Origin of the sequence: Neisseria subflava (genome assembly GCF_024205705.1) — a bacterium.
Taxonomy (GTDB): domain Bacteria; phylum Pseudomonadota; class Gammaproteobacteria; order Burkholderiales; family Neisseriaceae; genus Neisseria; species Neisseria subflava_D.
In genome coordinates, this window is record NZ_CP073115.1 from 727,871 (window position 1) to 742,175 (window position 14,305).

At 50.1% G+C, this 14,305-nt stretch carries 11 protein-coding genes and 2 tRNA genes; 12 read left to right on the plus strand and 1 reads right to left on the minus strand.

Annotation, left to right across the window (positions count from 1 at the left end; genetic code table 11):
• Window positions 1–62 precede the first annotated feature (62 nt).
• Entirely contained in the window at window positions 63–1,454 is a 1,392-nt protein-coding gene (locus KCG54_RS03525) for a 3'-5' exonuclease family protein (RefSeq protein ID WP_219088780.1), read from the minus strand.
• Between the two features lie 115 nt (window positions 1,455–1,569).
• Here KCG54_RS03525 and KCG54_RS03530 point away from each other — a divergent pair.
• From KCG54_RS03530 to KCG54_RS03585, 12 genes are all read left to right on the plus strand, one after another.
• Window positions 1,570–1,646, plus strand: a tRNA-Arg gene (locus tag KCG54_RS03530).
• Window positions 1,647–1,658: 12 nt separating this feature from the next.
• Window positions 1,659–1,733 (plus strand) — tRNA-Glu (locus KCG54_RS03535).
• Window positions 1,734–1,899: 166 nt separating this feature from the next.
• Window positions 1,900–4,125, plus strand: a complete 2,226-nt coding sequence (locus KCG54_RS03540) for a DNA internalization-related competence protein ComEC/Rec2 (protein ID WP_254324668.1) — start codon at window positions 1,900–1,902, stop codon at window positions 4,123–4,125.
• A 315-nt stretch (window positions 4,126–4,440) separates the two neighbouring features.
• Window positions 4,441–7,578, plus strand: a complete 3,138-nt coding sequence (locus KCG54_RS03545; RefSeq protein WP_254324669.1) for a M10 family metallopeptidase C-terminal domain-containing protein — start codon at window positions 4,441–4,443, stop codon at window positions 7,576–7,578.
• A gap of 116 nt (window positions 7,579–7,694) precedes the next feature.
• Complete coding sequence (locus tag KCG54_RS03550) at window positions 7,695–8,315, plus strand: phosphoribosylanthranilate isomerase (protein ID WP_254324670.1); 621 nt, start codon at window positions 7,695–7,697, stop codon at window positions 8,313–8,315.
• Window positions 8,316–8,351: 36 nt separating this feature from the next.
• Window positions 8,352–8,954 (plus strand): DNA glycosylase, encoded by a 603-nt coding sequence (locus KCG54_RS03555; RefSeq protein WP_070813819.1) that lies wholly within the window; start codon window positions 8,352–8,354, stop codon window positions 8,952–8,954.
• Window positions 8,955–8,958: 4 nt separating this feature from the next.
• Window positions 8,959–9,369 (plus strand): hypothetical protein, encoded by a 411-nt coding sequence (locus tag KCG54_RS03560; protein ID WP_254324671.1) that lies wholly within the window; start codon window positions 8,959–8,961, stop codon window positions 9,367–9,369.
• A 111-nt stretch (window positions 9,370–9,480) separates the two neighbouring features.
• On the plus strand, window positions 9,481–10,683 hold the full coding sequence (gene trpB / locus KCG54_RS03565; protein ID WP_107848694.1) for a tryptophan synthase subunit beta: 1,203 nt from the start codon (window positions 9,481–9,483) through the stop codon (window positions 10,681–10,683).
• Between the two features lie 193 nt (window positions 10,684–10,876).
• Window positions 10,877–11,782 (plus strand): DMT family transporter, encoded by a 906-nt coding sequence (locus tag KCG54_RS03570; protein ID WP_254324672.1) that lies wholly within the window; start codon window positions 10,877–10,879, stop codon window positions 11,780–11,782.
• Between the two features lie 52 nt (window positions 11,783–11,834).
• Window positions 11,835–13,124 (plus strand): adenosylmethionine--8-amino-7-oxononanoate transaminase, encoded by a 1,290-nt coding sequence (bioA, locus tag KCG54_RS03575; RefSeq protein WP_254324673.1) that lies wholly within the window; start codon window positions 11,835–11,837, stop codon window positions 13,122–13,124.
• Window positions 13,121–13,777: a dethiobiotin synthase gene (gene bioD / locus KCG54_RS03580; RefSeq protein WP_254324674.1), complete on the plus strand. Its 657-nt coding sequence runs from the start codon at window positions 13,121–13,123 to the stop codon at window positions 13,775–13,777. The genes bioA and bioD overlap by 4 nt, the downstream gene beginning before the upstream one ends.
• Window positions 13,767–14,261 (plus strand): chorismate--pyruvate lyase family protein, encoded by a 495-nt coding sequence (locus KCG54_RS03585; protein ID WP_254324675.1) that lies wholly within the window; start codon window positions 13,767–13,769, stop codon window positions 14,259–14,261. Before bioD ends, KCG54_RS03585 begins: the two co-directional genes overlap by 11 nt.
• The last annotated feature ends 44 nt before the right edge of the window (window positions 14,262–14,305 follow it).

Genomic DNA, 14,305 nt, shown 5'->3' on the forward strand with positions numbered 1-14,305 from the left:
AATAAAGTGGAAAGTTATTCACAATAGGCCGTCTGAAAATTTGGTTTTCAGACGGCCTTGTTTTAAGCAATCAAACGGATATTTTCTTTGTCTTGCCTGAATTTGTTTTTAATCACGAGAGGCAGGCTGCTGTCGAAATACCAGCTGCCGTCAGGCAATGCCAACGCGCCGCCGGCGCAGAGCAGGGTAATGCTGTTTCCGGTCAGGGGGTCGGTTTCGGTAATTTCAATTTCGTGCGCTTTGCCCCAATCGGTTACGGGGAGTAGGGCGGCAAGCTCGGCAATGCGTTGGTTTTGATGTTTGATGCCGTTTGGCTGGCGGCAGTCGCCGTTGCATTTTCCGACGGCCTCGACAGGGCAGGGTTCTCCCTTTGCATAGCTGGTCGGCAAAATGTTGAGCGAATCTGGGCAGAGTCTGTGTTCTTGCGACCATTGCGTCAAAGCGCGTTTGGCTGCTTTTTTGTGGGCAAACAAACCGTAAGGACGCCAGTTTCTGGTGCCGCTGTTTAACAAGACAATGCGTGCTTGAAGGCTGCCGTGTTCGTCAGCGATAAAGCGGACGGTAGAAAACGATGTGGATTTTTCAGACGGCATCAGTTGGTATTCCTGCATGGTCTGGGCTTTGAGCCATAGTGTATGAAGCTGTCCGACTGCCGGAATAAAACGGATGGAGGCTGCGGCTTTGATGTGCGGCGGCAGTTTTTTGCTGTGCAGCAGGGTGGCGGTTTCACTGTATGTGCGTTCGTGTGCTTCAATGGCTTGGGCTTTGCCGAAATGGTCAAACCAAACCAATACGCCGTAACTGTCGGGCAGGGCATAGAGCTGTTGGGCGAGCGAATCAGGCAGCCAAGTGGGCAACATTTTCGGATTCATCAATACACGGACGTGTTCGTCCCATTGTTGATGATTTTTTTCTGCCAGACTTAATTCGAGATAATCACACAATGCGGCAACATCGGTCATGGCGCGGTGGCGGTTGGCCGTCTGAATGCCGGTGCGTTCGATAATGCTGTCGAGGCTGTGTTTGTAAAACTCAGGATACAGGCGGCGCGACAGTTGAACCGTACAGAGCGAGGGTGCGGCAAAGTCAGTATGGATACGGGCAAACTCGTGGCGCAGGAAGGTGTAGTCAAAGCGGCTGTTGTGGGCAACAACCACTGCACCTTGCAACAGCGGCAACAAATCGGCTGCAATATCGGCAAAGACAGGCGCGTTTTTCACCGTTTCATCATGAATTCCGGTCAGCCTGGCAACAAATTCGGGAATGCTGCGGCAAGGATTGACCAATTGCTCGTAATGTGTGGCGCGTCCTTGCTCAAAACGAACAAGGGCGACTTCCGTTATCCTGTCTTGATAGAAATTTCCACCGGTCGTCTCCAAATCCACCACGACCACAGGCCGTCCCAAACGGGAAAATGCTTCGGATAAGAGCGGCCAGCGTGCGAAATCTGACATTTTATTCTCTGTAAATTCAATAGCAAATGCGCATTTTACACGCTGTCTGCAAGTTTTCCAAATAAAACGCTTGACAGTAAACAGCCCTCTCTTTATAATTCAAATCTTTCTTGATGCACCCGTAGCTCAGTTGGATAGAGTATCTGGCTACGAACCAGAGGGTCGGGCGTTCGAATCGCTCCGGGTGCGCCACAGAAAATCTACGCGCCCATCGTCTAGCGGTTAGGACATCGCCCTTTCACGGCGGTAACCGGGGTTCGATTCCCCGTGGGCGTGCCAGTTTATAAAAAAGCGCAATCTGTTTCGGATTGCGCTTTTTTGCGTCTATCAGTTTTGAAATGATTTGAACCTCTCTTTTTATCTGCTAATGCAGGTTGGTGTTTGTCATAATCTACTAAAAGCATTTATTATATATCTAATAATCATAATTTAAGGGAAAACGTTCATGGCGTGGTGGTTTGTGTTGCCTGCTTGGGTGGTTGGGGTAGTGCTTTCGTTTGCGTTGCCGTTTGTGCCGTCATGGTGGGTTTGGTTGGCTGTAATTATTGGCGCGCTTGCGTTGTGTCGAAGATTTGCTGTGGCCTGGTTGGCGCTGGCCGTCTGTATGGGCATGGCGTTTGGTGTGTGGCGGACCGGGCTGGTGTTGGCCGGTCAATGGCCTGCAGGGGAGGCGACGGCTAAAGTTTTGACGGTTGAAGTGGCGGATATGCCGCGTGATGATGGTCGGCGTGTGCAGTTTGCGGCAAGGGCTTGGGATGATCGTGGGCAGGCTTTTGATTTGATGTTGTCGGATTATCAGCGGCGCGATTGGGCGGTGGGCAGCAGGTGGTCTGTATCGGCGCGGGTAAAGCCGGTAATCGGTGAAGTGAATGTGCGCGGTTTGAACCGTGAAACATGGGCTTTGGCCAATGGTATCGATGGCATGGGTGCTTTGGGGCGCGACAGGAAACTCGTGCGGCAAGGTGGTGGTTTTGGTTTGGCTGATATGCGTGATGCGGTAAGCCGGAGTTGGCAGAGAACGGCGGACAAATATCCTGAGTTTTCAGACGGCATAGGGCTGATGCGTGCTTTGAGTATTGGCGAGCAATCGGCGTTGCGGCCGCCTTTGTGGCAGGCATTCCGGCCTTTGGGACTGACGCACTTGGTCAGTATTTCGGGCTTGCATGTGACGATGGTGGCGGTATTGTTTGCCTGGCTGATTAAGCGAATTTTCCGTTATTTGCCGTGGATTCCGGCAAAACCGCGTGTGTGGATATTGGCTGGCGGTGTTGCCGGTGCTTTGTTTTATGCGCTTTTGGCCGGTTTTTCTGTACCGACGCAACGCAGTGTGTTGATGTTGGCTGCGTTTGCGTGGGCATGGTGGCGCGGCAGTGGCGGCTCGGGCTGGACGGCGTGGTGGCAGGCCTTGGCCGTTGTTTTGCTGTTGGACCCGTTGGCAGTATTGGGCGTGGGAACGTGGTTGTCTTTCGGTTTGGTTGCTGCTTTGATTTGGGCTTCATCAGGCCGTCTGAAAGAGTCGGGTTGGCGTTTGGCTGTACGGGGGCAATGGGCGGCAACGGTATTGTCGGTGGTATTGCTGGGCTATTTGTTTGCTTCGTTACCTTTGCTCAGTCCGTTGGTTAATGCGCTGGCTATTCCTTGGTTTTCTTGGGTGTTGACGCCGTTGGCTTTGCTGGGTTCGGTTTTCCCGTTTGAACTTGTCCAGTTGGTAGCGGCATTTTTGGCGGAATACACTTTGCGTGGTTTGGTATGGCTGGCTACGGTATCGCCTGAATTTGCCGTCGCAGCGGCGCCCATGCCTTTGCTGGTGTTGGCGATGATGGCGGCTTTGCTGTTATTGTTGCCTAAAGGAATGGGCTTGAAACCTTGGGCATGTCTGGTTTTATTGGGCTTTGTGTTTTACCGTCCTGCCAAGTTGGAGGAGGGGGTGGCAAGAGTTACGGTGATGGATGCAGGGCAAGGTTTGTCGGTGTTGATACAAACGCGTAACCGCAATCTTTTGTTTGATACGGGAACGGAGCAAGTGGCGCAAACAGGTATTGTGCCGAGTTTGAACGCGATGGGTGTGCGCCGTTTGGACAGCTTGATTTTGTCGCACCATGATATTGACCATGACGGCGGTTTTCAAAGTGTAGCGGCTGTCGGTACCGATAAATTGCTTGCCGGACAACCTGAGTTTTATCCGAATGCGGAGTTTTGCCAAGAAGACAAATGGCAATGGGACGGCGTAGATTTCGAGTTGCTCAGGCCGTCTGAAAATGCGGGCAAGGAAGATAATGACCGAAGCTGCGTATTGCGTGTCGTGGCAAACGGCAAAGCCTTGTTGGTAACCGGCGATTTGGGCGTGAAGGGTGAGGCAGGTTTGATTGAGAAATACGGCAATGCGCTGTATAGCCAAGTGTTGGTATTGGGACATCACGGCAGCAGCACGGCTTCGTCGGGCAGCTTTCTACATACGGTTTCGCCGCAATATGCCGTGGCATCCAGCGGCTATGCCAATGCCTACAAACATCCGACCGTTGCCGTACAAAATCGTGTCCGCGCGCACGGCATTACTTTGTTGAGAACGGATTTGTCAGGCGCGTTGGTGTTTGCTTTGGGACAGGGCGATATATTTCAAGGCCGTCTGAAAAAGGATAAGTTTTATTGGCAGAAGAAACCGTTTGAGTAAAAAGGCTAAAAGGCCGTCTGAAAGACTTTTCAGACGGCCTTGATATTTTTTATTGACGGGCATTATCCAAATTTTGTGTGAATCTAATTGTGGATAGTTTGATTTGATATTTGATAATAAAGAATAAATTGATTGTGATGAAAAAATAGGCAGTTTAGAAATAGGGTAATAATTACAAAGTCATTTTATAACTGTTGTTAATTTGATAATCATTTTGAATCTGTTTGGCTGAATAAATTCACTTGTTTTTAGCTTGCTTATATAATCTAAACGCATTATTGCACATTCAAATTAAATTTAACAAAGGGAAAAGAAATGACTGAAACTCAAAACCAACCTAATAACGAAGAGTCCGTAGTGATTATCGGTACGCGTCGTGATGATGTGCTGTATGGCAGCTTGGGACACAATATTTTTTACGGCGGTTTAGGAAACGATACCTTTATTGTGAACAACAGGAATGACCAAATCGTTGAAAGGTACGGCGAGGGTACGGATACGGTTTATACCCATACGACTTATACGTTGCCGAATTATGTTGAAAACCTGACGATGACCGGCCACGATAATATTTTTGGTTTCGGCAACAATTCCGACAACGTCCTTATCGGCAACAGCGGCAACAACCGTTTGAGCGCCGGCCGTGGCAAGGATGTGCTTTACGGAGGGGCGGGTAATGATTTGCTGTTGGCAGGCGATGATGACGACAAACTTTATGGTGGCGACGGCAACGATATTTTGCGGGGAGATCATGGTAACGATTATTTGGAAGGAAACGAAGGCGACGATGTTTTAGACGGCGGAATCGGTGCAGACGTAATGCGCGGCGGTAATGGCAACGATACATATTATGTAGACAGTCCAAACGATGTCGTTATCGAAGAAGCCAATGGCGGCATTGATACGGTCTACACAGGTATGACTTACCGTTTGCCGACTCATGTTGAAAACCTGACTTTGACCGGCAGCGGCAATTATTTCGGCTTTGGCAACCATTCCGACAACGTCTTAATCGGCAACATCGGCAATAACCGTTTGATCGGAGGCCGAGGTAATGATGTGCTTCGCGGAGAGGCAGGTTATGACTTGCTGTTGGCGGGTGATGGCGACGACAAACTTTACGGCGGTACCGGCAACGATATTTTACGCGGCGATGCCGGTAATGATTATTTGGATGGCGGTGAAGGAAATGACACGCTTGAAGGCGGTAGCGGAGACGATACTTATGTATTCCGCCGCGGCAGCGGCCATGATGTCATTTCAGACAATTTGGGCCATAACAGCATTCATTTTGAAGGTTTGAGTAGGAAGGATATCAGTCTTACTACTCGTCCAAGCGTCAGTAATCCTGCCCTTAAAGATTGGGTATTTACGATTCGTGAAACAGGCGAAACGCTGACTCTTAAAGAGCAACACAAGACCTATTCATCTGTATCTAAGTATAAATTCACGGATAAGGAAATGGATGTTGCTGAAATCTTCAAATATCCCGAGCATGATGCCAGCGAAGATAGCGTAACCATGCGTGTGCTTTATAAAGATGGTCATGCCGTCACACATGCCGCCGTACAAGGGCAGCATCTTCGGACGGCCTCTTTGCAGTATTGGGAAAATATTGCTACTCAAAAAAGAGCCAATGATATTGTCCGACCCAGTTATAAACAGGCGCAGCATTCTATCTTTACCAAAGACAGTGATGGCGACGGTTTGGTCGATGCTATTGACCGCAATCCGCAGGAGTGGAATGTTTCCGAGCGTGATTTGCGGATGTTCTCTTCATTGGCTTATGAATCTCCGTCTGCTTTGCATACTGTATTTAAAGGCAATTATTGGTGGAATACGCAATATGCTTTTATTGCTAAGAATATTAACGACAAATATTTTAGCAATCAGGCCAATGTATCTGAATTGGTTGGGAAATGGACATTGCTTAAGGCAGGTAGTCCGGGAAGCGGTTTGGATTATGCGATTTTCGGCAATGCGAACAAAAAGGGCGGTTGGGACAATGTCGTGGTAGCGTTTAGAGGTACGCAGGCGACCAGCATTAAGGATGTTTTGGCTGATTTGAACATTATGACTGGTAATTTGCCGGCTCAAACCAAATATCTGAATGACATTGCCCGTTATATTGATACGCTTCATGCCAAAAATGTGTATTCGACCGGACATTCGTTGGGCGGCTATCTTGCAGAATACTTTGCCGCACATACCATGCAACAGCGTAATGATTGGGCAAGTGATTTCAAACGCAGCAGTCTGTTTAATCCGGCTGTTTTGAATGTGGACAAAGCCTCGCCTGAAGCCTTAAAACAAGCACGGGATATGGCCGATAAAATGGCGGAAACACGTATCACGGACAACTCGGATACAACACAGGCACGCCATCTGTATGAAACCAATTCCTATGTAATCAAAGGCGAATGGGTTGGAGATGGTTTTTCAGGTAAAACAGGTGCGGGTATTGGTACGGCAGTCAGTATATTATTGGCATTAGCGACTGGTGGAGCGAGCCTTGCGGCAGGAGCTGCAGGTGCACTTGCAGGTGCTGCCGCGTCCCAAGTTCATAAAGGATTGGGCAGATATCCGAAAGCCAAGGTTTTGGATTTCAAAAGCGATGATGTATGGGGCAAACACAATATGACCAGCTTTTATGAGTCTGATACCGAACTTGAACAATACTTCTCCCAAGGTAAACGTATCGACAAGCATTACAAAAATCCTTATTTGATGGATTCTGACCAAGACGGTTTTTCAGACGGCATTGAAAAGAAATGGGGTAGCAGCAGTAATGATGCCCAAGAAACGCCATACGCAACCGGTACCTCTGCCATTTATACCGATGACCGGCCCATGCTTGCCGTGGTTCAGACAGAGGATGCAGCCGGTAACGTCCTGTCACTCAAAGGCGTGGAAATGACGGCGCACCAGCAGGGCGATAAGATGGCGTATGCGGCAAACGGTAAGGAAATCGACTTAGGCAAAAACGGCTTTGATTGGTCTGTCAGCATCAGTGGAGACAACAAAGGCGTAGCGGCCTTGCATGGTAGTGCGGCTGACGATGTATTGAAAGGCAGTGATGGCAATGATTATCTGGCAGGAGGTCTGGGTGGCGATACCATTGTTACCGGCGAGGGTAGAGATACGGTGGCATTTACTGCGTGGGATGTCCGCGAGGGCAAACTGGATCACTTACTGGATTTCAATCCGGTCAAAGACAAGTTGGATTTGAGCGCCATGCGCCCGTTGCTCAATGAGAAAGAAAGCCAGGTTAGCTGGGCGGATTTGTTTGTCCGCGATGTGGATACATTCAGCCCCGACCGCTCGTATCTTGTGTTCAACAGCACCCAAAAAACCTTGGCGTATCGGGGTGCAGGAGCTGAAAGTAGCACAGAGTTTGCACGTTTCTACAACGAAGATGCTGCGCAGCTGACGGCCGCCAATATTATCGGCTGATGGTTGTTTTGAAGTTCAAGGCCGTCTGAACTTGATATTTCATGTTCAGACGGCCTTAAACTTTGTGTTTGTTAACTATATAATATCCGACCCATCTGTTTAAAAAGGCCATCGCCATGAACACCATACGCACCAAAATTTGCGGTATTACCCGACCTGAAGACGCGCAGGCTGCGGCCGAATTGGGCGCGGATGCCATCGGGCTAGTGTTTTACGCCAAGAGTAAACGGGCTGTGAGTATTGAGCAGGCGCAGGCGGTTGTGAAAAACCTGCCGCCGTTTGTATCGGTGGTGGCCTTGTTTGTGAATGAAAACGAGCAAACCATCCGTGAAATTTTGCGTCAGGTGCCGATAGATGTGATTCAGTTTCACGGCGATGAGGACGATGATTTTTGCCGTCGGTTCGACCGCCCGTATTTGAAGGCCGTGCGTGTACAGTCAGCTGCCGATATTCAGACGGCCTGTGCCAAATTTCCGAATGCCCGTGCCTTGCTGTTTGATGCCTATCATCCGACCGAATACGGTGGTACGGGACAAAGTTTCGACTGGACCATGTTGCACGGCAATATCGGCAAACCGTGGATACTTGCCGGCGGATTGACTGCGGAAAACGTTGCCGAAGCGGTGAAAATCAGTGGTGCGGCGGCGGTGGATGTGTCCGGCGGCGTTGAAATCTCCGGCGGGGTTAAGAGCAGGGAGAAAATGGCAGCGTTTATTCAGGCGGTAAAGGCCGTCTGAAAATGTGTTTGAATGAAAAGCAACCGGAATACAGCTATGCAAGAGCCAATCGTTGAGTCCCATCCCTTCGCAGCCTTGTTGCCGCCGCAGGCAACGGTCATGATGATGGGGACGTTTCCGCCTAAAGAAGAAAAACACGCGATGCAGTTTCATTATCCGAATTTTCAAAACGATATGTGGCGTGTGTACGGGCTGGTATTTTTCGGCGATGCGGCGCATTTTCAAAAGCAGGGCGAGAAAGCGTTTGATGCCGATAAAATCAAAGCGTTTTTAAGTGAGAAGGGCATTGCATCCTGTCCGACCGTGTTGAAGGCAATACGCGAACATGGCAATGCTTCGGATAAGTTTTTAAAAGTGATAGAAACCGTCGATTTGGCGGCAGTATTGGCGCAAATGCCCGAGTGCCGCCATCTTTGCACTACCGGCGGCAAGGCAACCGAAGTTTTGTTAGAGATTCAAGGCAGCGGCATGAAAATGCCGAAGACAGGCGAAACAGTGCCGTTTCCCTATGCGGGGCGTGAGTTGACCCTGACGCGCCTGCCTTCGACTTCGCGTGCCTATCCTTTGAGTTTGGCGAAAAAAGCGGCGGCGTATCGGGCTTTTTTTGAAACGGCTGGATTGACTGTTTTTCAGGAGTAGGGCGATGGATCGTTATGAAATCTCTTTAATGACGTTTATGGCTTTGTGGTGGCTTTTTAATGTCGTCTCAGTGTGGCTGAAGGCCAAACAATGGCATATAAAGGTATTGCTGGGCGGAACGCTTTTGTATGTGATACAAATATCTGCAGTCATTATGTCTGTTAACGGCCTTAATTGGATATTTTTGAACGTAAGTACTATAAATACTAATGAGTTGATTATTGCTTTGCTTGCGCTTAACTTTCTGGGTTGTTGGTTGCTGGCACTGTGGCTGGGGATGTTGGCATTGAAACTATGTCTGAGAAACAAAAACGAAGAACAATATATCGCGCCGCCGTTGGGTACGGCATTGATTGCAACATCGAGCAGTACGCTGTTGTTCCTATTTTGGCTACTGAAATTATTATTCAATTAGTTGCCGACAAGATGAATGGAAAACGGCTATAATTGCTGACAATTTTACTTTCAGACGGCCTTGTACTGAATCAGGCCGTCTGAAACCATAAAACGAACAAGGAAAAATCCCATGAAAAATTATCACGCTCCCGACGAGAACGGCTTTTTCGGCGAACACGGCGGCCTGTACGTTTCCGAAACCCTGATTCCTGCTTTGCAAGAATTGGCAGAAGCCTATAAAGCAGCGAAAGAAGATCCTTCATTTTGGGAAGAGTTCCGCCATGATTTGAAACACTATGTCGGCCGTCCCAGCCCTGTTTACCATGCCGCGCGATTGTCCGAGCATTTGGGCGGCGCACAAATCTGGCTGAAGCGTGAAGATTTGAACCATACCGGCGCGCACAAAGTCAACAACACCATCGGTCAGGCATTGCTCGCCCGCCGCATGGGCAAAAAACGCGTGATTGCCGAAACCGGCGCAGGTCAGCACGGCGTGGCTTCTGCCACCGTCGCAGCACGTTTCGGCATGACTTGCGACGTGTACATGGGCGCAGACGACATCCAACGCCAAATGCCGAATGTGTTCCGCATGAAATTATTGGGTGCGAACGTGGTCAGCGTCGACAGCGGCAGCCGTACTTTGAAAGACGCGATGAACGAAGCCATGCGCGAATGGGTCGCCCGCGTGGACGACACGTTCTACATCATCGGCACTGCCGCAGGTCCTGCGCCATATCCCGAAATGGTACGCGATTTCCAATGCGTGATCGGCAATGAAGCCAAAGAACAAATGTTGGAAGCCATCGGCCGCCAACCTGATGTTGCCGTTGCCTGCGTGGGAGGCGGCTCCAACGCCATCGGTTTGTTCTACCCTTATATCGAAGAAGAAAACGTGCGTTTGGTCGGCGTAGAAGCCGGCGGTTTGGGCGTGGATACGCCTGACCACGCTGCACCGATTACCAGCAAAGCCCCTATCGGCGTATTGCATGGTTTCCGCAGCTATTTGATGCAGGACGAAAACGGTCAAGTCTTGGGTACGCACTCCGTTTCCGCAGGCTTGGACTACCCAGGCATCGGCCCGGAACACAGCCATTTGAACGACATCAACCGCGTGGAATATACCGTTGCTAAAGATGACGAAGCACTAGAAGCCTTTGATTTGCTCTGCCGTTTTGAGGGCATTATTCCTGCGCTGGAGTCCAGCCATGCCGTTGCTTGGGCGGTAAAAAACGCACCGAAAATGAGCAAAGACCAAGTGATTTTGGTCAACCTCTCCGGTCGCGGCGACAAAGACATTAATACTGTGGCGAAACTCAAAGGCATTGAGTTGTAAGCCTTATTGATTGAGCAGTAAAGGCCGTCTGAAAAAGCTGGATTTCAGTCTTTCAGACGGCCTTTGTTTCCATAATGATCAGCGTAGTATTTTATCCGCGTAAACTCTATCAAGTATCGGCGGTTAAGGAAATTTATCCTTTCAAACTGCGCTTGTACGCTTTCTAAACTGATTATTCAAGTTATCCATCACCATGAAACATTTAGCAATCCATCTAAAACTATTGGGCATGGCGGCGTTTTGGGGCGCATCTTGGCCGATGGGGCGGATGCTGGGACAGGCGCTGCCGCCTTTAACGGGCGGTATGCTACGCTTTTTGACGGCGGCAATCTTGCTTTTGGGCTGGCTGTTTGCACGGTATCGGTTGCGTACTTTGGCGGTTTTGTCGCGCAAACAATGGCTTGGGTTGGCACTGGCGGCGGCATTCGGCGTATTTGGTTTTACTGTGTTGTCTATGCTGGGTTTGCAGCGGATTCCTGCGTCAAGGGCGACGGTGTTGGTCACATTCAATCCTGTATTGACGATGTTTTTTGCGGCTTTGTTGTTTGGCGAGAAGCTCAACGGCAAGATTGTGTCGGGTATGCTGTTGGCTGTGGCAGGCTCGATATGGGCGGTTACACATGGCGAGATTGCGGCATTTTTGTCGGGCGGTGGCGTAGGATGGGGCGAAGTGCTGGTATTTTTCAGCCTTTGCTGCTTGGTCACTTATACGATGATAGGCCGGGCGGTGTTGCAGGGGATTGATGCGCTGACGGTTACCGTGGCTACTGCTTGGCTGGGTGCAATGATGTTGCTGCCGCCTGCGCTGATTTCAGACGGCCTGCCGTTTGGTATGCTTGCCGAAATGGACGGCAGGGGCTGGTTTGCTTTGATTGGCCTGTCTGTCGGTGCAACGGTTTTGAGCTATGCGTGGTATTTTGAAGGCGTAAAGACTTTGGGCGCGGGCAGCGCGGCGGCGTACATCACTTTGGTGCCGGTATTCGGTATTTTGTGTTCCGCTTGGTTTTTGGGCGAGGCATTGCATGTTTCCTTGGTTGCCGGCTGTTTGGCGGCAGTAGGCGGATTGGCGTTGATGCAGTACGGAAGACGTGCCGTCTGAAATAGGAAATATGTTATATAATAATGAAACTGATCAAACCATTGTTTTAAACATGTCTGAACATTCCTCCCTACTCGATTTCGACCGCGCCCATCTGCTCCATCCCTATACATCCATGACCGATCCGTTGCCTGTTTATCCGGTGCGCCGAGCGGAGGGCGTGCACATCGAATTGGCGGACGGAACGCGGCTGATTGACGGGATGTCGTCTTGGTGGTGTGCGATACACGGCTACAATCATCCCGTTTTGAATCAGGCGGTTGAGGCGCAGATTAAGCAGATGTCGCATGTGATGTTCGGCGGTTTGACGCACGAGCCGGCGGTGGAACTGGGCAAGTTGTTGGTCGGGATTTTGCCGCAGGGGCTGGACCGTATTTTTTATGCGGATTCGGGTTCGGTTTCGGTGGAAGTTGCGTTGAAAATGGCAGTGCAGTACCAGCAGGCGCGGGGTTTGACGGCGAAGCAGAATATTGCGACGGTGCGGCGCGGGTATCACGGCGATACTTGGAACGCGATGTCCGTCTGCGATCCGGAAACGGGGATGCATTATATTTTCGGCAGCGCTCTGCCGCAGCGTTATTTTGTCGATAATCCGAAAAGCCGTTTCGACGATGAATGGGACGAGGCAGATTTGCAGCCTGTCCGCGCCTTGTTTGAAGCGCATCATGCGGATATCGCCGCCTTTATTTTAGAGCCGGTCGTGCAGGGCGCGGGCGGTATGTATTTTTATCATCCGCAGTATCTTCGCGGATTGCGCAATTTGTGCGACGAATTTGATATCGTGTTGATTTTTGACGAAATTGCCACCGGATTCGGGCGTACGGGCAAGATGTTTGCCTGTGAACACGCGGATGTCGTGCCGGATATTATGTGTATCGGCAAGGGCTTGAGTGGCGGTTATATGACGCTGGCGGCGACAATCACTTCGCAAAAAGTCACTGAAACGATTTCGTGCGGCGAAGCGGGCGTGTTTATGCACGGACCGACGTTTATGGCGAACCCGCTGGCGTGTGCCGTTGCCTGCGCTTCGGTCAAGCTGCTTTTGTCCCAAGATTGGCAGGCAAATATCCGCCGCATCGAAAGCATCTTAAAAGGCCGTCTGAAAGCCGCATGGGATATTCGCGGCGTGAAAGACGTGCGCGTTTTGGGTGCCATCGGCGTGATTGAGCTGGAAAAAGGCGTGGATATGGCGCGTTTTCAAGCGGATTGCGTGGCTCAGGGCATTTGGGTGCGCCCATTCGGCAGGCTGGTGTACCTCATGCCGCCTTACATCATTTCAGACGGCCTCTTGACCGAACTTGCCGATAAAACCGTGCAAATTTTGAGGGAACACAGCAAATGAAAGGCGTTTACTTCGTCAGTGGCATTGATACGGACATCGGCAAAACTGTCGCCACCGGTATGTTGGCAAAACGATTATTGCAGCAAGGCAAAAGCGTGATCACGCAAAAGTCCGTGCAAACAGGTTGCCAAGACATCGCCGACGACATCGCCGTCCACCGCAAAATCATGGGCATACCCATACAGGAAGCCGACAAACAAGGGCTGACCATGCCCGAAATCTTCAGCTACCCCGCCTCGCCCCATCTCGCCGCCCGTCTGGATGGTAGGGCTTTGGACTTGGACAAAATCCGCACCGCCACGCAAGAATTGGCGGCACAATACGAAATCGTATTGGTCGAAGGTGCGGGCGGATTGATGGTTCCGCTGATGGAAAACCTATTAACCATTGATTATATTCAGCAACAGGCTTATCCCGTCATCCTCGTTACCAGCGGACGGCTCGGCAGTATCAACCACACTTTACTCAGTTTCGCCGCGCTCAAACAATACGGCATCAGCTTGCATAGCCTGATTTTCAACCATATTCATGACAGCAAAGATGAAACCGTTGCCGGAGATACCTTGGAATATCTTAAAGGCCGTCTGAAAGATGAGTTTCCCGAAGCCAAATGGCAGGAGTTGGCCAAGACAGAGGTGTCAGATGGAGCTTGATATACCGCGTGGCACGCTTTGTTTATATGCCGAAGCTTCAAGTCTTTTGCCGTCTAAGGCCGAACATCTGCTGACCGTTTCTTCGCTAACTGCCGCTTTGCGCGCTTCCGGTAAGGATTTTTCAGTCGAGCCGGTGTATTTGGGTTTGACGAAGGGAGTGGAAAATGGAGACGAAATCTTTGTGCGCGATGTTTTGCTCAAACTGGACGGCGAAACAGTGATACAAGCCAGAAGCGCGTGCCGGCCGGACAGCAGTCTATGGACAGAATTATTGGATTGCGGAACGCAGCCTTTGGGCGAGCGCCTGTTTGACGGTACATTGCCGTTGAAGCGTTCGGATTTTGAGTTTCTTCGTTTTGAAGATTTCGACCATCCATCTTTCAGACGGCCTGTTACCGCGCGCCGTTCGTATTTCGATTGGAACGGCGAAACATTGGAATTAACAGAATATTTCTTATTGAAATTAATAGATTTATACCGCTAAGGCTGTCTGAAAATAAAACCGTTTACCGATGTTTGTCATAATTC

What these genes read in the sequence shown, in the direction of transcription:
- KCG54_RS03540 (WP_254324668.1), top strand. Translation starts at nt 1,900, where the DNA reads ATGGCGTGGTGGTTTGTGTTGCCTGCTTGGGTGGTTGGGGTAGTGCTT.
- bioA (WP_254324673.1), top strand. Translation starts at nt 11,835, where the DNA reads ATGTCTGAACATTCCTCCCTACTCGATTTCGACCGCGCCCATCTGCTC.
- KCG54_RS03555 (WP_070813819.1), top strand. Translation starts at nt 8,352, where the DNA reads ATGCAAGAGCCAATCGTTGAGTCCCATCCCTTCGCAGCCTTGTTGCCG.
- bioD (WP_254324674.1), top strand. Translation starts at nt 13,121, where the DNA reads ATGAAAGGCGTTTACTTCGTCAGTGGCATTGATACGGACATCGGCAAA.
- KCG54_RS03570 (WP_254324672.1), top strand. Translation starts at nt 10,877, where the DNA reads ATGAAACATTTAGCAATCCATCTAAAACTATTGGGCATGGCGGCGTTT.
- KCG54_RS03525 (WP_219088780.1), bottom strand. Translation starts at nt 1,454, where the DNA reads ATGTCAGATTTCGCACGCTGGCCGCTCTTATCCGAAGCATTTTCCCGT.
- trpB (WP_107848694.1), top strand. Translation starts at nt 9,481, where the DNA reads ATGAAAAATTATCACGCTCCCGACGAGAACGGCTTTTTCGGCGAACAC.
- KCG54_RS03550 (WP_254324670.1), top strand. Translation starts at nt 7,695, where the DNA reads ATGAACACCATACGCACCAAAATTTGCGGTATTACCCGACCTGAAGAC.
- KCG54_RS03560 (WP_254324671.1), top strand. Translation starts at nt 8,959, where the DNA reads ATGGATCGTTATGAAATCTCTTTAATGACGTTTATGGCTTTGTGGTGG.
- KCG54_RS03585 (WP_254324675.1), top strand. Translation starts at nt 13,767, where the DNA reads ATGGAGCTTGATATACCGCGTGGCACGCTTTGTTTATATGCCGAAGCT.
- KCG54_RS03545 (WP_254324669.1), top strand. Translation starts at nt 4,441, where the DNA reads ATGACTGAAACTCAAAACCAACCTAATAACGAAGAGTCCGTAGTGATT.